The organism is Synechococcus lacustris Maggiore-St4-Slac (assembly GCF_024345595.1).
Taxonomy (GTDB): Bacteria; Cyanobacteriota; Cyanobacteriia; order PCC-6307; family Cyanobiaceae; genus Synechococcus_D; species Synechococcus_D lacustris.
Genome location: NZ_JAGQBK010000011.1, coordinates 1 through 18,097, shown reverse-complemented (window position 1 = coordinate 18,097; position 18,097 = coordinate 1). Strand labels below are relative to the sequence as shown.

The 18,097-nt window shown below is 51.2% G+C and carries 17 protein-coding genes; 9 read left to right on the top strand and 8 right to left on the bottom strand.

The features are described from left to right. The first annotated feature begins 1 nt into the window (after window position 1). From gmd to KBY68_RS08865, 9 genes are all read left to right on the top strand, one after another. Window positions 2-1,126, top strand: a complete 1,125-nt coding sequence (gene gmd / locus KBY68_RS08905; protein ID WP_255096890.1) for a GDP-mannose 4,6-dehydratase — start codon at window positions 2-4, stop codon at window positions 1,124-1,126. Next, complete coding sequence (locus KBY68_RS08900) at window positions 1,123-2,121, top strand: GDP-L-fucose synthase family protein (protein WP_255096853.1); 999 nt, start codon at window positions 1,123-1,125, stop codon at window positions 2,119-2,121. The genes gmd and KBY68_RS08900 overlap by 4 nt, the downstream gene beginning before the upstream one ends. Beyond that, entirely contained in the window at window positions 2,121-3,482 is a 1,362-nt protein-coding gene (locus KBY68_RS08895; protein WP_255096852.1) for a sugar transferase, read from the top strand. Before KBY68_RS08900 ends, KBY68_RS08895 begins: the two co-directional genes overlap by 1 nt. Beyond that, window positions 3,479-5,335: a carbamoyltransferase family protein gene (locus tag KBY68_RS08890; protein WP_255096851.1), complete on the top strand. Its 1,857-nt coding sequence runs from the start codon at window positions 3,479-3,481 to the stop codon at window positions 5,333-5,335. The genes KBY68_RS08895 and KBY68_RS08890 overlap by 4 nt, the downstream gene beginning before the upstream one ends. Before the next feature lie 7 nt (window positions 5,336-5,342). Continuing rightward, window positions 5,343-5,741 (top strand): SxtJ family membrane protein, encoded by a 399-nt coding sequence (locus KBY68_RS08885; RefSeq protein ID WP_255096850.1) that lies wholly within the window; start codon window positions 5,343-5,345, stop codon window positions 5,739-5,741. An 82-nt stretch (window positions 5,742-5,823) separates the two neighbouring features. Then, window positions 5,824-5,982, top strand: a complete 159-nt coding sequence (locus tag KBY68_RS08880) for a DUF5989 family protein (RefSeq protein ID WP_255096849.1) — start codon at window positions 5,824-5,826, stop codon at window positions 5,980-5,982. A 4-nt stretch (window positions 5,983-5,986) separates the two neighbouring features. Beyond that, window positions 5,987-7,147, top strand: a complete 1,161-nt coding sequence (locus KBY68_RS08875; protein ID WP_255096848.1) for an SGNH/GDSL hydrolase family protein — start codon at window positions 5,987-5,989, stop codon at window positions 7,145-7,147. After that, a complete protein-coding gene (locus tag KBY68_RS08870) occupies window positions 7,144-8,322 on the top strand; it encodes a glycosyltransferase family 4 protein (protein WP_255096847.1) in 1,179 nt (392 codons plus the stop codon). Before KBY68_RS08875 ends, KBY68_RS08870 begins: the two co-directional genes overlap by 4 nt. Next, window positions 8,319-9,398, top strand: coding sequence for an SGNH/GDSL hydrolase family protein (locus tag KBY68_RS08865; RefSeq protein ID WP_255096845.1), 1,080 nt, complete (start codon window positions 8,319-8,321; stop codon window positions 9,396-9,398). The genes KBY68_RS08870 and KBY68_RS08865 overlap by 4 nt, the downstream gene beginning before the upstream one ends. On the opposite strand, the gene asnB is transcribed toward KBY68_RS08865, so the two are convergent. From asnB to KBY68_RS08825, 8 genes are all read right to left on the bottom strand, one after another. Then, complete coding sequence (gene asnB / locus KBY68_RS08860) at window positions 9,373-11,034, bottom strand: asparagine synthase (glutamine-hydrolyzing) (RefSeq protein WP_255096844.1); 1,662 nt, start codon at window positions 11,032-11,034, stop codon at window positions 9,373-9,375. The genes KBY68_RS08865 and asnB overlap by 26 nt on opposite strands. 3 nt (window positions 11,035-11,037) lie before the next feature. Then, window positions 11,038-12,105 carry a glycosyltransferase family 4 protein gene (locus KBY68_RS12320; RefSeq protein ID WP_255096843.1) on the bottom strand — a complete coding sequence of 356 codons (1,068 nt, stop codon included), beginning with the start codon at window positions 12,103-12,105 and terminating at the stop codon, window positions 11,038-11,040. Beyond that, entirely contained in the window at window positions 12,102-13,280 is a 1,179-nt protein-coding gene (locus KBY68_RS08850) for a glycosyltransferase family 4 protein (RefSeq protein WP_255096842.1), read from the bottom strand. The genes KBY68_RS12320 and KBY68_RS08850 overlap by 4 nt, the downstream gene beginning before the upstream one ends. Before the next feature lie 5 nt (window positions 13,281-13,285). After that, window positions 13,286-14,143 carry a glycosyltransferase family 2 protein gene (locus KBY68_RS08845; protein WP_255096841.1) on the bottom strand — a complete coding sequence of 286 codons (858 nt, stop codon included), beginning with the start codon at window positions 14,141-14,143 and terminating at the stop codon, window positions 13,286-13,288. Beyond that, a complete protein-coding gene (locus KBY68_RS08840) occupies window positions 14,140-15,333 on the bottom strand; it encodes a glycosyltransferase (RefSeq protein ID WP_255096839.1) in 1,194 nt (397 codons plus the stop codon). The genes KBY68_RS08845 and KBY68_RS08840 overlap by 4 nt, the downstream gene beginning before the upstream one ends. Before the next feature lie 8 nt (window positions 15,334-15,341). Further along, entirely contained in the window at window positions 15,342-16,016 is a 675-nt protein-coding gene (locus KBY68_RS08835; protein WP_255096838.1) for an O-methyltransferase, read from the bottom strand. Between the two features lie 100 nt (window positions 16,017-16,116). Beyond that, window positions 16,117-17,130, bottom strand: coding sequence for a hypothetical protein (locus KBY68_RS08830; protein ID WP_255096837.1), 1,014 nt, complete (start codon window positions 17,128-17,130; stop codon window positions 16,117-16,119). Then, window positions 17,127-18,097 (bottom strand): glycosyltransferase (locus tag KBY68_RS08825; protein ID WP_255096836.1); only part of this gene is annotated, 971 nt, incomplete at its 5' end. The genes KBY68_RS08825 and KBY68_RS08830, both read right to left, overlap by 4 nt.

Genomic DNA, 18,097 nt, shown 5'->3' with positions numbered 1-18,097 from the left:
GATGGGCACTACTCACAACTCAAGAACAGTGCCGCCCAAAATTGCTTTAATAACGGGTATTACAGGCCAAGACGGCAGCTATCTCGCGGAATTACTGCTGCAAAAAGGTTATGAAGTGCATGGGATCAAACGGCGGGCCAGCAGCTTCAACACCCAAAGGATTGATCACCTTTACCAAGATCCCCACGAGCCTGATCCACGCCTCAAGCTCCACTACGGCGACCTCACCGACAGCAGCAACCTCACCCGCATCATTCAACAGGTGCAACCCGATGAGATCTACAACCTCGGCGCCCAAAGCCATGTGGCCGTGAGCTTTGAGGAGCCGGAATACACAGCTAATTGCGATGGCCTTGGCACCCTGCGCATCCTTGAGGCGGTGCGGCTGCTGGGGTTAACCACTAAAACCCGCATCTATCAAGCCAGCACCAGTGAGCTCTATGGCTTAGTGCAGCAAATACCCCAAACGGAAGCCACCCCCTTCTACCCCCGCAGCCCCTATGGCGTGGCAAAGCTCTATGGCTATTGGATCACGGTTAATTACCGCGAAAGCTATGGAATGTATTGCTGTAATGGCATTCTTTTTAACCATGAAAGCCCAAGGCGTGGTGAAACCTTTGTTACCCGCAAGATCACTAGGGGCCTTGCCCGCATCGATGCAGGTTTAGATCAATGTTTATTCATGGGTAACCTCGATTCATTAAGGGATTGGGGCCACGCCCGCGACTATGTGGAGATGCAATGGCGCATGTTGCAACAGGAGCAGCCGGAGGATTTTGTAATCGCCACAGGTAGGCAGGAATCGGTGCGTCGTTTTATTGAACTCAGCGCCGCTGAATTGGGTTGGGGAGCCATCAACTGGGATGGGGAAGGCCTTGAGGAAGTTGGCCGCCGCGCAGACACTGACGCTGTTGTGGTGCGCATTGATCCGCGCTATTTCAGGCCAGCTGAGGTGGAAACCCTTTTGGGAGACCCCAGCAGGGCCCATCAGAGATTGGGCTGGCAACCCACCACAACCTTGGAGGAATTGGTGGCGGAAATGATCTCAACAGACCGCGAGGAAGCAAAAAAAGAGGCCTATCTGCACCGCAAGGGCTTTGCCGTGGTGGGGGCAGCCCAGGAATGAATCCCCCTCCGGCCTTAATTAATCAAAACGATCGCATTTTTGTCGCCGGCCATCGCGGCATGGCAGGTGGCGCCATATGTAGAGCCCTGAGTAATGCCCAATACACAAATCTGCTCACTGCCCCAAGGACGGAATTAAACCTGCTTGATGTAGCAGCAGTGCAGCAATGGTTCACAGAAAATAAACCCACAGTGGTGGTGCTAGCAGCGGCCAGGGTGGGCGGAATATTGGCTAATAATAGTTATCCAGCTGATTTTTTACTTGATAATCTAAAAATTCAAAATAATGTAATTGAAACCGCCTGGCGCAGTGGCGTAAGGCGATTGTTATTTCTTGGTAGCAGCTGCATTTATCCAAAATTTGCTGAGCAACCGATCCAAGAAGAAGCGCTGTTAACAGGTGCCTTAGAAGCAAATAATGAATGGTATGCAATCGCCAAGATCGCTGGCATAAAGCTTTGCGCGGCCCTGCGTCAGCAGCATGGTTTTGATGCAATTAGCCTCATGCCAACCAATCTTTATGGACCTGGCGATAACTATCACCCCAGCCATAGCCATGTGATGGCAGCGCTGCTGAGGAGATTTTATGAAGCGCAGCAAAGCGGAGCACCAAGGGTTTGCTGTTGGGGTAGCGGCAAACCAAAGCGTGAATTTCTGCATGTGGATGATCTGGCTTCCGCATCACTTTTTTGTTTAAATTATTGGGATCCCAGTAGAGCTGATGCCCCTAAAGATAGGCAAGGCAACCCATTGCAATTTCTAAATGTGGGCAGTGGCGATGAAATCAGCATTAAAGAATTAGCAACACAAATTGCAACCAGCATTGGTTTCAATGGTGAAATCGAATGGGATGTCAGCAAACCCGATGGCAGCCCCCGCAAACTGCTTGATTGCAGCCGGCTGCATCAGCTTGGCTGGCAGGCGGCAATTCCTCTTAAGGCTGGATTAGGGCAAGTTGCTTGCGATTTTCCAGCGGCTTTTGCCCAGCAACGCTGATGCAACTGCGGGCCCCATGGCTTCAAGAAAGGCTGCCGATGCTGGCATCAGCCGCCTGGGATGCCCTGATGGTGCCGCTTAGCTACGGCCTTGTTTATTTCTGGCACCACGGCAATTGGCCCCAGGGGGGACTTGCTGTGCCCAGTTATCTAGGGCTTTGGCTTGCCTTTTCCTATTTAATCGGCCGCTACTCCAAACCATCAGAGCAACCACGGGGTGAGCGCTATCAGGGATTGTTGTTGCTGCTGTTGATCCTGTTGCTGCTAACAACTGTTTTAGGGGGGTCGTGGTTGCTGGGGCTCCAGGTAACAGTTACGGGGTTGCGCAGCCAGCAAATTCCTTTTTTAGTGCTTGCTGGCCTGGCCTCATGGTTAGGTCAAAGGCTGCTGTTACACAACCAAAAGCCCAAACAACCTTGGCTGCTGGTGGTGGATAGCAGGGAAGAACAGGTGCTGCAAGGATTTTTAAAGCAGCCACAGGCGCAAATTTGGAGCCTCAGCCAATTAGAGCAATGCCAAGCCGATGGTTTGAACGCATTTCAGGGGGTAGCGCTTAGCGAGAATCTTTCCTTAAGCCTGGAGAAACTATCTGAGTTGATGTTTGCCCGCAGCCAGGGTTTGCCATGCATCAGCTTGGTTGGATGGTGTGAAGCCCAATTGCAACGGGTACCACCGGATTTATTTTGCCGCCAAACGCTGCTGCTAGGGGATGGCTTTCAGTTGCAACCGGGGCGATTTATTTGGCGCTTGAAACGCAGCGCTGATGTGGTGGTAGCTGGCAGCTTGCTGCTGCTGGCAGCACCACTGCTGTTAATGGCAGGCCTGCTAATCAAACTGCAAGACGGTGGACCTGTGCTCTATCGCCAGGTGCGTTCAGGTTTATATGGCCAAAAATTCACAATCGCCAAATTACGCAGCATGCGCCCAAACGCTGAGCAGCATGGTGCCCGTTGGGCAAGCCGCGGCGATGGCCGTATCACCCCGCTAGGGCACTGGTTACGGCGCACTCGAATTGATGAACTACCACAACTATGGGCAGTGCTGAGGGGCGACATGAGCCTGATTGGGCCTCGGCCTGAACGGCCTGAATTTGAGGAGGAATTGGAACGGGCTATTCCCCACTACAGGCTGCGGCATTGGCTGCGGCCTGGCCTGAGCGGTTGGGCCCAGGTGTGTTATCCCTATGGCGCCAGCCTTGAGGATGCCAGGGCCAAGCTCAGCTACGACCTCTACTACCTGCGCAATGGCAATCCTCTTTTAGATGGATTGATACTGCTGAAAACAATCCGGCTGGTGCTGCTGGCCCAAGGGGCGATCCCCCTGGATACCAGCCCGCAGCACTGTCAGAATCAAAAGCAATGAAAATCCTTGGCCTCTCGGCTTACTACCACGATAGTGCCGCTGCCCTAGTGGTGGATGGTGAAATTCGCTGCGCCGCCCAAGAGGAACGCTTTAGCCGCATCAAACACGACCCTGCCTTTCCAAGCAACGCCATCCGCTGGTGCCTGGAAGAAGAAGGCATTGCCCTCACCAGCATCGATCGGGTGGTGTTCTACGAAAAACCACTACTTACGTTTGAAAGGTTGCTGGAAACCTACCTAGCTACGGCTCCACGGGGGTTGCGCTCATTTTTAAAAGCGATGCCGGTGTGGTTAAAAGAAAAGCTCTACCTGAAAAGTGTGCTGCGGCGTGAATTCGCGGAATTGGCTAGCTGCCAGGAAAAACAGCTTCCGCCCCTGCTGTTCACCGAACACCATGAAGCCCATGCTGCTGCCGCCTATTACCCAAGCCCCTTTGATCAAGCGGCAGTGCTCTGCCTTGATGGCGTTGGCGAATGGGCCTGTGGTTCGGCTTGGGTGGGAGAAGGTGCCGAACTCAAATCTCTATGGCAGCTTGATTTCCCCCATTCCCTTGGCTTGCTTTATTCGGCCTTCACCTATTACTGCGGCTTCAAGGTGAATTCCGGTGAATACAAATTAATGGGGCTTGCCCCCTATGGCAGGCCGATATTTGCAGATGAAATCCGCAGCCAACTATTGGATGTGAAAGCAGATGGCAGTTTTCGCCTAAACCAACGCTTTTTCAATTACGCCAGTGGTTTAACAATGACGGCTGAACCATTTCACAAACTATTTGGAGCGCCGCCGCGGGCGCCTGAATCACCCCTAGAGCAACGTCATATGGATTTAGCCGCCTCCATTCAGCTTGTAACTGAGGATCTAGTGCTGCAACTAGCCCGCAGCCTGCAGGCGGAAACAGGCCTGCAAAACCTCTGCTTAGCCGGCGGGGTAGCCCTGAATTGTGTTGCTAACGGCCGTTTATTGCGGGAGGGAACGTTTAAACAAATTTGGATTCAACCAGCTGCCGGTGATGCCGGCAGTGCCCTTGGCGCTGCCCTTGCTGTTTGGCATCGCCATGAAAAGCAACCACGACCCAGTATTGCCGCCAGCGGTTTGCGCGATCGCCAGAGGGGCAGCTACTTGGGCCCGAAGCTCAACCCTGCCAGCACCGCAGCCGCCTTAAGGGAGCTTGGCGCTGTGGGCAGGGAACTTGCGGATCAAGAACTCCTACCGGAAGTGGCAAAACTGTTGGCGGCTGAACAGGTGGTGGGCTGGTGCCAAGGGCCGATGGAATTTGGCCCAAGGGCCCTTGGGGGCCGCTCAATCCTTGGCGATCCAAGATCTGCAAAAATGCAAAGTGTTATGAACTTAAAAATTAAATATCGAGAAAGCTTCAGGCCATTTGCGCCTTCCGTTTTAGCGGAAAAAGCAAGTGAATGGTTTGAGCTGGAACCGGATCAAAGCAGCCCTTATATGTTGCTGGTGGCAGGCATAAGAAACCAACACCGGCGCCAAATGACAACTAAAGAAGAAAACTTATTTGGCATTGATAAATTAAATGTACCCCGCTCCTCCCTGCCTTCCATAACCCATGTAGATTATTCAGCCAGAGTCCAAACAGTTCATGCCGATACAAACCCCAGGTACCACGCCTTGATAACAGCTTTTGAAAAAATCAGCGGCTGCCCAGTGCTGGTAAATACCAGTTTCAATGTGCGCGGTGAACCAATTGTTTGCACAGCGGAAGATGCTTACCGTTGCTTTATGCGCACTGAAATGGATGCCCTAGTGATCGGCAATACCCTACTACTAAAAAATGAACAGCCCGATTTTGCCGATAGCGAACGCTGGCAAGACACCTTTGCGTTGGATTAATCTACCCATGGCACATAAATCACAAAAAATAAAACTTAGGGAATTTGGCTTTGTATTAGCCGGTGGCCTTAGCTTGATCTTTGGTGTAATCGGCCCATGGTTGCGCAATCATCCAGCACCAATTTGGTTGTGGATAGTTAATAGCATTTTAGTGGCATTAGCACTACTAGCACCAGAAACCCTCGCGCCAATTGAGAAACTATGGTTGAGGCTTGGCAATGTGCTTGGTGCAATAAATAGCAGAATTATTTTAACTCTACTTTTTTATGGAATATTTACGCCCATGGGCTTGATCATGCGCGCCCGCGGCATTGATCCGCTTAAACGTAAAACCAACCAACAAGCCAACAGCTACAGGTTGGTTTCAAAATCACGCCCAGGCAGCCACATGGTAAAACCGTGGTAGAAATTGTTCGCCATGAAATTGATCGCGGTTGATTCCTGGGCTTCCAATGTATAATCAAGACATCTATCCAATCCATAAGGCCATGGCAATATTCGAACTACTTGCAGATGTGTGGGGCTTTTTAAATGAACGCAAAAAGTTTTGGTTGCTACCTCTAATTGTAACCTTGGTATTACTTGGCGGCCTAGTGGTGCTCACCCAGGGTTCGGCCTTAGCACCATTTATCTACACATTATTCTAAAGAATTGGCCTTCAAGTTTGCCAGCCGTAGCTATTTGATTCCCTTGCTGCGTTTGGGGGTGATGAATATTGCTGTTTTGTTGATATTTTTGCTATTGGCAGAATTTGCATTGCGTTTAGCCGCCCTTGAAAAGCCAGCTTTTTATCAATTTCACCCCGTGCGGGGCTTTAGCCACAGGCCAGGGGCAACAGGGTGGTGGAATCAAGAGGGCCGCGGCTGGGTAAGTATTAATAAAGCGGGCTTCCGCGATAGCAACCATGCTGCCCTGCCAACAAAAGGAGTATTGCGAGTGGCCGTATTGGGGGATTCATTTAGTGAAGCATTCCAGGTGAATCAAAACGAAACCTGGTGGGCACAATTACAAAAGCAGGTAAATCACAAGCCTGATTGCACATTGATATCTAATTATCCAAAAGGTTTAGAAGTGATGAATTTTGGTGTTGGCGCCTATGGCACTGGTCAACAACTGCTTACCTGGAGATCTGATGCACGCCATAACAAACCCAACCTGGTTATTCTTGCTGTATTTTTAGGTAATGACATCAATGACAATACACCTACGGCCAGAAATGATAGGCCTTTCTTTTATTTAGATCGAAATGGCACACTGCATATTAATAACGATTTCCGCCAATCCCCCGCAAGTATATTTCGAAATAGTTTACCTGGACGCAGCCTTAACTGGTTTGTAGAGCATAGCCGGTTGGCGCAATTGCTAAATGAAGCAAAAAACCGCAGTGCTAATCCAATAAACTCAAATTCTAAAAGCAACCAAAACACACCGCCACAAGTAGCACCAGCAAGCCCAAGCGGTTGGGCCCTCACCGAAGCTCTAATTAAACAACTAAATACAGAAGTAAAAGCAGAAGGGGCAAAGCTGCTTGTGGTGAGCCTCACCAGCCCTGAGCAGGTGTGGCCTCGGCGCAACCAGCGCCCAAGCCAGATATTCGCCAAGGAAAAACAGCTCGCCGCTTTACTTCAACCCCTAGGAATTGCTTACACCGCCCTGGCACCTGCCATGCAGCAACAAGTTGATCAAAAAGGCCTGATATTGCATGGCTTTGGCAAAGCGAAAGGAATTGGCCATTGGAATATCAATGGCCACCAATTAGCAGCAACAGTTCTTGCTCAGCTGATCTGCACTGATAAACAGCTCATCAAATGAAAAGCAAATCTAAGCGCCTAGCAGTATTAATTACCCATCCGGTGCAATATTTCAAACCGGTATTTCAAGCCTTAGCTGCCTGTGAAGATCTAAAGGTAAAAGTATTTTTTGGTTGTAATCATGGTGTTAAACCCAGCCTCGACCCAGACTTTGGCGTGTCGTTTGCCTGGGATAGTGCCCCCACGGCTGGATTTGATCATTGCTTTCTTAGCGAAAGCCCCCTAGCCAACTTGGCAAAACCTGCCACTGCAATTCAGCTTGCCTGGAAAGGCAGCGCACAAATTCACAACTGGAGAGCTGATGCGGTTTTGATATTTGCCTATAGCCCCTTATTTATTACCGCTAGCACCCTAATACTTGCTGCCCATGGTGAAGAGCTATTACTGCGGGCCGATGGCACTGATCGCGCCTTCCAAAGGGCCCCATGGAAAAGTTTGTTAAAAGATCAATTGCTAAGGCGTTATTACTGTTTATTTAGCCAAATATTTCCAATCGGCAGTGATTCCAATGATCATTTTGCCCGTTTAGGAGTGCCTTCCCACCGCCGCAAAGCGGTGCCATTTGCCGTAGATGTGGAGTATTTCCAACGGCAAGTGGAACACTGGATGCCCCAACGCAACGAACTGCGCAGGGCCCTGCAGATTCCAGCCACGGCAGAAGTGCTGCTTAGTGTGGGCAAAATCACCCCCGTGAAGGGGCCGCTGCTGCTCGCCAAGGCCCTGGCGCTGCTGCCAGCGGAACGCCAAAGGCAGTTGTGGCTGGTGGTGGTGGGGGATGGCCCTTTAAGAGAGGCCTTCGCTGCCGCCATCGAAGAACAGTTGCCTGGACGTAGCCGCTTTGTGGGCTTTCAGAATCAGTCGCAGTTGGGGCGCTTTTACGCAGTTGCCGACACGCTTGTGTTTCCTTCGGTGCAGGGGGAAACCTGGGGGCTAGTGGTTAATGAGGCCCTGCAATTTGGCCTACGGGTGATAGCCAGTGACCATCCGGGCTGCGCTAGGGATTTGCTGGGGGAAGCCCCCCATAGGTTGTTCCCCAGTGGAGATCCCCAGGCTTTGGCCCAAGCCCTAAGGGGCCCCTGGAACCTGGCAAACTCACCAACCATTGCCAACAAGTTTTTGCCAAGGCCCGAACAACTGGCGGAGGCGGTGGCCAGCAGCCTGAAGCCAAACCCATGACCCCCAAAGCCTGGAGCAACCCCGTCCGCCTGGTAGCTATCAACCTGGCGGTTTTGGCGCTTCTACTAAGTCCCCTGCTGGGGCCCTGGCTGCTGGCCCACTGGGCCCTACGCCATCCACGCTTGGCATGGGGCCCGCTGCTGGAGCTGGCCCGCTGGCCCTATCTAAATATCTACCGTCAGGGAATCCAGGGCCGTAAAGACTGCTTCCAGCGGGATCAAACCCTCACCTACATCGGCCAGCCCAGGGCGAGTTGTCGTTTTGACAATTTGGAATTTCGCACCACCCATCAGTTCAACAGCATGGGTGTGCGCGACAGCGAAGCAGCACTGCGGCAGCCGCGCAGCATCGTGATCGGCGATTCCCACGCCATGGGCTGGGGTGTGGAGTCTGAAGAGCGCTACTCCAGTTTGCTGAGCCCCAAATTGCAACCCAGCTTGAATCTGGGCATCTCCAGCTATGGCACCGCCCGGGAACTGCGGCTACTGGAGCGCTACGCCGGGCTTTACCCCCAGGGCTATGCCAGTGCCCGCACGATCCTGCTGCAATACGGCGTAAATGACTGGGGGGAAAACAGCTCCACGGGCAAGCAACGCTTCCAATCCAGCAGCTATCTCAGCTATGCCACTAACACGCCCTATGTGAAGCCTGAGCTGCTACTGGATGCCTCAAATTTAGGCCACCTGCGTCTTTTCACAGAACATTGGTTGCAGGGGATTCTTAAGGCGGAAGCCAATCCTCTGGATGTGCCATTCCCAAAACATGGGGAGGCATTTGTGGCCAGCTTTATGCCCTACAAGCAATTGTTAGCCGGCAAGAGTTTGGTGGTGTTTGTAAGCAGCGACTACGGCCTTTGGAATGCCTCTGTGTACCGAGATCTCAAACATTCCCTAGGCAGCCTACGGCGACAGTTGCCCCACACCAGAGTGCTGCTGCTCAACCTCAGCCAAGCCTGCGATAGCTCCTGCTATTTCCAACTGGATGATCACCTCACCGCCGCAGGGCACCGGCGGGTAGCTCAGTGGTTGAACCAATCGTTAACAGCGCTGATTAAACCTGCTCCAGCCACTCACTAAGCACCACCCAACGCCAATAGGATGCAAAACGCCTGGGGCTGAGCTGCATTAAATACCAACTGCGCCAGATTGCCTGGGCGGGAATATCGATTTGAGCGAGCTTATGCACCAAACGGCTGGGGCTAAATCGTTTATTGCTAGATAGCCATGGGGATAATGGTAAATTAAATCCACGTTTAGGGCCCTGCAGAATTTCAGTGGGCAATAGGGCCTGCGCCTGCTGCCTCAATAACGTTTTAGGCCCAGCGATAAGATGTTCAACAGCGCTTTTAGTTTTGGCAAAGGCGATTAAATCTGGATCCAGAAAAGGCACCCGTAGCTCCAAGCCTTGGGCCATTGTTACGGCATCACTATCTCGCAAAAGGGTATTGGCCATGTAGCTGCTGCATTCTTGATTAGAAGCGCCTGTGCTGCCGCAGCGCTCTGCCCGCTGGCGCAAAAGAGAATGCTTACGCCAAGGTGTTAAACCACTTGCAGGTATGCGGCGGCAGGCCAACCTTTGCAACGGCTTAGGCCATCCCATATGGCCGTAGCCATAAAACAACTCATCGGCCCCAAGCCCTGAAAAAGCAACCACCATGCCCTGGGCCCTTGCGGCCTGGGCTACCAAAAAAGTATTAAAGCCATCAATGCTTGGTTGATCAATGGCAGCAAGAAAAGGTTCAAAAGCAGCCTCCAATGCCTGGGCTGTAATCAACACCCGCTGATGGCTTAGTTGTAAATGATTTGCGGTGAGGGCAGCCAGATTTGTTTCATCCACTGCTCCAGGCAACTGCTCAAAACCTATGGCAAGGCTATGAATTGGGCCCTGTTGATGTTTACGTAATAGCGCTGCCAAAAGGCCGGAATCTAACCCACCACTAAGAAATAAACCAACCGGTTGATTACCGATTGCCTGGCGAACAACAGCCTGGGCTAATAATTCATCTAGGGGCTTAGGGGCAGTTAGTGGTGCAGCAAATGGTTGGGGAGCCTGTTGTGCATGGCTGTTGCAAATAACGTAGTGGCCAGCTGGGAATACTTCCACCCCTTCCAATAAGGTGTAGGGAGCCTCCACTGCCCCCCAAAGGGCATAGGATTGAAGGCCATTAATTAATAGTTTGCGGCGGCTGGCGAGGGATGCTGCTTCAAAAGCACTTAGCTCAGAAGCTACGGTTACAGCAGCTCCTTGCCTTTGCCAAAGCAATGGTTTAACGCCACAACTATCCCTTGCAAGGCATAACTCCTGGCGAATGCCATCCCAAATAGCAACTGCAAATATGCCATTTAATTTGCCCCATAAATCTGCACCCCAATGGCGATAGCCATGTAATAACACCTCCGTATCACTATTTGAACGAAAACAAATCCCACAACGTTCCAACTCTTGGCGTAGTTCCCATTGGTTATAAATTTCGCCATTAAATACCAGAGATAGCTTTGCTTCTGGGCACGTCATTGGTTGGTTACCCAACGGAGATAGATCTTGGATCGCCAGGCGTGTATGCAGGAGGGTAATCCAGTTATTATTTTGATCGTTTAGATGTTCAAGGTGGCTGCCTTGAGCATTGGGGCCACGACCCTTGAGAGCTGCTAGTACCGCCTTTTGATGGGCAGTGGATATAGGCGAGCCAAAACGAGCAAATAAACCACACATTGCTCAGGCCTGCAATGGGAGATTTTGCGTAGTTTTTTTGATTGCCTCTTCAAAGTTGCGGAAGCCAAAATTATTAGAAGCATATTGTTTCGCCGCAGCTCCTCGGCGAGCCAACTCACCATGATTATTAAGAATCGCTTGCAAGTTTATTAGCAGATCATCCACATTGGGTTGCACCAGCCAACCAGTTTTGCCAGCTTGAATTAAATCGCTTTGCCCCCCTTCGATACAAGCCAAAGAAGCGCGGCCCGCCATGGCGGCTTCCAGGTAGGTAATGCCAAATCCCTCACCCATGGCACTGCCATCGGCGCGTAAGCCATAACTACTTGGCATCGCAAGCAAATTGCAATCTTGATATGCCTGGCGCAATTGATCATCGTTAAGGGCCCCACTAAAACACACTCGATCAGCTAAGCCCAAATTATTTACTAAGGCCCTAAGCCTGGGCTGATCATCGCCAATACCCACTATCTGCCAATGCCAATTATCTGTATGAAGCAAACACAGCGCCTCGATAATCAGATCATGGCCCTTATAGCGTTCATCAGCAGCCATGCGGGCAACGGTAAGCATGCGTAAATCCTGCGCTTGAGCTGGCAATGGTTCAGGTAATACCTGCCCTAACCAAAGCCTTGCCGGTGGGTTGATAACCACCACGGGCGGCCAGGGATGGGAGTGCTCTAAAACCTTGCTGCGGGTGAAATTGCTGCTTGCCACTAATAAACGGCACCGGCACAGGGCAATAGCCAGTGGCGCCAATGCCTTTCCCCACACTTCCACCCCATGGAGCCAGCACAAGCGCGGCATTGGGCGCGGCAATAGCCAATCCACCTGGGCAAGCAACAAAGCATGCATACAAAACAATTGCTCGCACCGGCGGCTTGCTATGGCTAATTGGCATAAAAACCAGAGCTGGCCCAGTAGTCGACCAATCAAACCCGGCCCCAAACGCCTGGTGCTTAGCAGCACCAAATGATGGCCCTGGGCTTGCAGTGCTCCAACAACATCAAGGCTGAGCCGCTCAATTCCACCGCGGCGGCGCAGGTCATAGCTAATTAAAAGAATCTTCACTGTAATAGGGCCGAATAGGCCTGCAGCGATTTCTCTAGGCCAAAACGTTGTTTATAAAGGGCAAGGGCCCGTTGCGCCATGGCACTTAAGCGTTCCGGATCCCGTTGCAAAACAAGCAGTTGTTGGGCCAGCCCATTGGCATCACCTGGTGGCACCACAAGGCCGCATTGATTTTCAATTAATAAACGAGCCATATCGCAATTGGGATTAGCAACCAACAAAACTGGCCGGCCACTGGCAAGGATCCCGTAGAACTTACATGGGGCAACTGTGGCCTCTACCCCAGGCTGCAAAGCAATCGCAGCAATATCACAGGCACCAAGGGTTATCGCTAATTTATTTCTAGCTTGATAGGGCAACTGCATAACATTTTTTAGTTGCTGGCGTTGCACAAAGTTTTCCAATTCAACCTGTTTAGCACCACCACCGATAAACAAAAAACGGAACGGCTTCTCACGTAATAATAGGGCAGCTTCCAGGAGGGTATTAAGATCATGCAACCTACCAAAGTTGCCTGAATATTGCACCAAGAAGTAATCAGCTACGCCCAATTCTTGGGCAAATATATTTTGGGTGCGGCTGCCGGGAAGAGCCTTTTCCACAGCCCAATTATGAATTACTTGGATTGGTAATCGCTGGCGATAATCATTTTGCAAAGCAGTTGCCATCGCCTCGCTCAACACCACTGTGCGATAGCTACCGACGCATACCCAGCCCATTAACAATTTAAATAATTTGGTGAGATAACCATCAGCTCGCAACAGGCCGCTGAGCACAGCTGAATGGGGAAAAAGGTCTTGAAATAGGAACACATATTTGATACCACGCCATTGCAATAATGGGCCTAGCAATCCAATAAAAGGAGGATTACTGGCAATTAATAACTTGTCGCCGCGGCGCCCAAACCAACTGCACCAGCAGAAGGCAAGCAAAAAAAAGCGCAGTCCCCGCCAGGCCTTAATCAACAGCTGTGGCGTTTCACCGGGGGCTGCCCCTAAGCGCACCAACTGCAGGCAACTAAAAACTTGATTTGCAGGATCAGCCGTGGCCGTGAGCACCACCACCCGTTTGCCCTGGGCGGCAAGCCCTAGGGCAAGGTCGCCCATCAATTGAGCCGTAGCACCGTGGCTAGGGGCGAAATGCTCAGTTATCAGCCATATCTTTCGCCTTGGCAATTTATTCAAAGTGGCAATCCACCCCGTTTACGCCGTAGTTCGATCACCTTCACCACTGTGATCAGGTCGTAGGTGGCCATTAGTAGGGCAAATAAAAATCCCTGCCAACCCTCTCGCCAGCCGCCCTGCAACAAATATTTTTGACCAAATCGAGCTAAGGGTCGCAGGGGCCAAGCGATTGCCGCCAACTGCCGCAGGCGACGCCAACGCCTCGTGCCAAGGGCTTCCCTGCCGCCGCCATCTAGATAGGCGGTAATTTTTTCGGCTTCCCAATTGGCATAACGGCGGTGGCGCTCAAGCCAGCTGTCTATTCCTTTGCTAAAGGCATAGTGCTCATAGGGTTCTTGGATACGAGCCACCGGCCCTGGTGGGCCGCCGTTAAAGCTGCAAAAACTTTCCCAAACGCCGCCTTCAAAGCGAAGGCATTGGCGTTGCAACAAGCGGGGATGCCAATTGGGATAACCCTGGGTGTGGCGCAACCAACGGCCTAGGAACCAATAACGGGGCGTTAGTTCAAAACCAACAGGCGCCGCTGGCGATAGGGCAGCCTTTGCCAAAGCCTTTTTGATAGCAGCAATAGCTGCGCTACTAAGTTCCTCATCCGCATCGAGAAATAACACCCAGCTGCTTTGCAGATTTCCATGGGTTAGGGCCCAATTGCGTTGTTCACTAATCAAAAATTCACCACCTGGTTTATTAACCAGCACTTGGGCGCCTAGGGAAGCGGCAAGGGCGGTGGTGCCATCGTTGCTGCCGGAATCAAGCACCAATAGTTCCTGGCACCAGCTCAGGGAAGCCAGGGCCCGAGGCAGATCTGTTGCTTCATTTAGGGTGAGCACAACCCCTGCCACCGAAGGTGTCACAACAGGGTGCGATAGAGGGCTTCGCAATTGGCTGCCACCGCGCTGCTGCCGTAATGATCCACTAACAACTGCGGATCAAGCCTTAACGGTTTAATAGAGAAATCCATAAGCCAATTCGCTAACCACTGGCTCCATAAATGCGAGCGGCGAGGTAGCACTGCACCCCAGGGTTGTGTTGTAAGTAACCGTTCCAATTCCTCGCCCGCACCCACGCCATCACTTAACAACACTGGGCAACCGCAGGCCAGGGCTTCAAGGGCCACATTGCCGAAATTTTCATGGCGGCTTGGCATTAGTAAAAGATCGGCAGCGGCAAAAAGAGCTGGCAATTCAGTCGCCTGTTGCAATGGCAATCGCAATAGGCGCTCGCCTAAACCATGGCACCTAAGGCTTTGCTCGAGGGCGGCCGCGCTGGCATCTTCATCTGGGCCCACCAAAGCAAAACGCCAAGGCAGATGGGCAAGCGCTTTAAAAACCGGTGCCAACAGATCTAAACCCTTCTTGTGATGGTGCCTGCCGCACACCAAAAATAGGGGCTCCTTTGCTTTCAGTTTATGGGTGGTGCGCCAGGCCAGGCGCTGCTGGGGATCAAAACCAAAGGCTGCTAGCTCGAGGGGATTGGGCAAAAGCCAGCGGGGGGGCAAGCCCCCAAGGCCAAGCAATGGGTTGTTGCATTCGCGCTGCTCACGGCCTGAAGTGGTGTGTAAGGCGGCGGCACGCTTGAGGCAAGGCCGTTCCACTAGCCAGTAGTAAGGCAGCTTTTTCCACCAGCCGCGGCTGAGGCTATAGGGGCCAAGCGCTCCCCTCAGGCTATGCACCACAGGCAGGCCAAGGCGCTGGGCTGCCCGCTGCAGCGGTGGACCCAAGGGTTGCCAGAGGGCGCTTATGTGAAGCAACTGATTGCGGGCGAGGTGCTTTGGCAAGGCTGCTAATAAGGCGCGTGAGCGAATCGCTCCACCCGGTTGATCCTCCGGGTAATAGGTAATGGTGATGCCATCTCGCTCAAGCGGCACACCAATTTCTGCTGGCGGCCAATCGGGTAAACCAGCGGTGGTTGTGATCACTTCCACCTTGATGCCCCTATCAGCAAGGGCACCGCAAAGGCGACCAACGCTGCGCACGGGCCCGCCATATTGCCAAGCGGGGGCCCACACAGGTAGGGCATGGAGGATGCGCAACTGGTTTGGCATAAGCAAGCTCAGCGCAAATGCAAACCTAGGCTTATGTCAACTAAGCCGGTGCCGCTCCAGTGGCCAAATGATGTTAGGTCGAGCTTTGGTGATGAAATTGATCGCCAACATTCAACCATTGGCAGTAAACGAATATCATCAAGTAATAACCAGCGGGGGCGTTGAGATAAGTTAGCCGCTGCCAAAAGGCTAAGAAAGGCAGGTTCAAATATGCCATCTTTTGGGGCATCACAAAAGATCAGTTGCGCCTGATCCAAGAGGGGGAAATAGCGATTAAATACCTCGCTATTTGCAAGATTATCCAGATGTTGCTGCAGGCGTTGGCCCTTAAAATCATCAGGTTTTAAGTAACTTTCAAAACCATCCCAAGCCAATAGGTCAAAAGTATGAATTGAACAATTTGCTGGGCTATAATCACAGATAACCCGGGCAGACATGCCCGTGTAGGTGCCGATTTCAAGCACTAATTCAGGTTGTAATTCCAGGATCATGCCAGCCAATAAACGGTAATGCTCACCGGGAAACACATTAAAAAAAGGAGCATCTGGCAGCCTTAGGGATGCAGCATTGGCAACTGCCCTCAAGATCCAAGCCAGTTCAGGATGGGTTTGGCTTGCAGGATCATCCACTAAGGAAGCAATCAAGCTTGGGCGCCAGTCGCTTGCGCCCATTGGGGCCTTCATGCCAAGCAACCTGCGGCCGAAAGATTTGAATATCCTATTATAAAACACCTTAAAAGCATAGGTAATAGAATCTTACTACATCCATGGGTAGAAAAGCAAACTAATTAGGAGGCGCATTTAAGCCCGCCAGCAACAAGCATTCAAGCGCACGATTTACAGTAGAATTTTTATGGGCCCAGGCCAATGCTGAATTCTGCAATTCATTTTCTTGTTGAATACTTATACTCTCAATACGGCTAAGCAATTCATCACTGGATCCATATGAAATACAATTCAAACCATCAATCAAGCCATGGGGAGCACAACCAACTGGTTTTTTATCTAGATCACGAAAACAAATAACAGCCCCGGCAGCGGCGATTTCATAATGGCGCAAACAATCCCAACCAGCGCGACGAGTAGTAATGCCAAATCTGGAGCTAGCTAAATCACTCCGATAAGACTGTTCATCAGCAAAAACATAATTTGCACTAGCCCCAAGTTTGGCAGATAAATCCCGATCAACAATATGGGAAGAAAAAAGCAAACTTTTACTTGGCAGTTGTGATAATATTAGAGATTCTGGAATTGAAAAGGCCAAAGGATGAATATTAAGCCGTAATCCCCACTTCCTGCTTCTGTTGGTAAGTTCCCTCTTAAATATATGGGTGGTTGGTTGCTGTAATAAATTGGATAAGCCAGTTCCAATGCCAAATTGACGTACGCGTGTGCCACTGCGGGGATAAAGGCGCTGATCATCGTCACCATCCAGTAAAAGCAATGGTTGTGTTGCAAGCAATTCATGCCATTGCAAGAGAGATCCCCATTGGCGCCAAACATTACTAATCAACACAGCGTTAAACCAACCGGCCGCAAGCCGTTGCCAAATAAAACTACGATCAATCCCGCCCTGAGGTTCCGTTAGAAGGCCATATAGGCTGAAGCCACCACCGCGCACACCAAACTCTGGTGCAACTTTGCATTTACGGCCCCCTTCATACATACATTCCTTTCGGGGATAATCAACCACTTCCAGCCCAGGCAACTGCCTCAAGCCATGGAGCAGGCCATCAGCCAAGTAATCCTCACGATCATCGGTTAGGAATAATATCCGTAGCGATTGTTGATTAATCATCTTAATTGTGAATGAAAGCTTCTAAAGCGCTGGGGTAGCCAAGTCAAAAGGGCAATAAAGGCGGGCAATAGGCCAACAGTTATATGGATATGTTGCAAACCTGTTAATACACTATGCCAATTCCCTTTTGCAGCTTGTTTAAATAGATTCCATAATTGAAATTGCAGCCGATGGGAAGCCCACTTATATCGCCGCGGCTCATTTTTCAATAGCGGATGGGCTAGCAACAATCTTTGCACCGCCGCCACCTCAAGCAACTCATCACCACTTGTTTGATTGGCATTTGAGAGCTGGGCTGGATGGGTACGCACTTGCGCAATCGGCTCCCGATTGAGTAACACTGGAGCCTTTTCCGAAGCACGTATAAGCCATTCCCAATCTGCCGCATGGCGCCAATCAGATCGAAATACACCTGCCTCACGCCAGAATTGAACAGAAAATGCCATCCCAGTTAAATTGCCATTAATGCTGCCGTAGCGAAGCAAAAGCGGAATGAACTCATCGGATTTAAATGTGCAAGTGGTTGCAGCAAATTGACAATGATCTACGGCGCTCGTATTAGCTAATGGTTCACCTTGAGAACCTATAGACAAATGGGTGCTTAAAATCCAAGGTGCTTCAGGCCATTGATTCCGTAGTTTTTTTATAGTGGCTACGGCATCAGGGAGTAAGCGATCGTCGCTGCAGAGCAACAAAACCCAGCTGATTTCATCCAGGGTTTCAAGCGCAGCATTGAGATTGGCAAACAAGCCTAAGTTCTGGGATCGACGTATCCAAGTGGTGCGCTGATCCTTAGCCGGACCAGCTGCAATCCATGCAGCAGTGGCCCCATCGGAACCATCATCAGCAATTAGCAATTGCCAATCAGGATCGCTCTGGTCTTGCAAGCTATGCCATGCCTCCGCCAAAAGCGCACTGCGCCCGTACACCGGAAGGAGGATAGTGATAGGGGCTTGGCCATTCATGG

Bases quoted from the DNA above. Each gene is read 5' to 3' on its own strand.
- gmd (WP_255096890.1), top strand. From the start codon at position 2: ATGGGCACTACTCACAACTCAAGAACAGTGCCGCCCAAAATTGCTTTA.
- KBY68_RS08900 (WP_255096853.1), top strand. From the start codon at position 1,123: ATGAATCCCCCTCCGGCCTTAATTAATCAAAACGATCGCATTTTTGTC.
- KBY68_RS08890 (WP_255096851.1), top strand. From the start codon at position 3,479: ATGAAAATCCTTGGCCTCTCGGCTTACTACCACGATAGTGCCGCTGCC.
- KBY68_RS08830 (WP_255096837.1), bottom strand. From the start codon at position 17,130: ATGATTAATCAACAATCGCTACGGATATTATTCCTAACCGATGATCGT.
- asnB (WP_255096844.1), bottom strand. From the start codon at position 11,034: ATGTGTGGTTTATTTGCTCGTTTTGGCTCGCCTATATCCACTGCCCAT.
- KBY68_RS08885 (WP_255096850.1), top strand. From the start codon at position 5,343: ATGGCACATAAATCACAAAAAATAAAACTTAGGGAATTTGGCTTTGTA.
- KBY68_RS08865 (WP_255096845.1), top strand. From the start codon at position 8,319: ATGACCCCCAAAGCCTGGAGCAACCCCGTCCGCCTGGTAGCTATCAAC.
- KBY68_RS08835 (WP_255096838.1), bottom strand. From the start codon at position 16,016: ATGAAGGCCCCAATGGGCGCAAGCGACTGGCGCCCAAGCTTGATTGCT.
- KBY68_RS08840 (WP_255096839.1), bottom strand. From the start codon at position 15,333: ATGCCAAACCAGTTGCGCATCCTCCATGCCCTACCTGTGTGGGCCCCC.
- KBY68_RS08870 (WP_255096847.1), top strand. From the start codon at position 7,144: ATGAAAAGCAAATCTAAGCGCCTAGCAGTATTAATTACCCATCCGGTG.
- KBY68_RS08880 (WP_255096849.1), top strand. From the start codon at position 5,824: ATGGCAATATTCGAACTACTTGCAGATGTGTGGGGCTTTTTAAATGAA.
- KBY68_RS08895 (WP_255096852.1), top strand. From the start codon at position 2,121: ATGCAACTGCGGGCCCCATGGCTTCAAGAAAGGCTGCCGATGCTGGCA.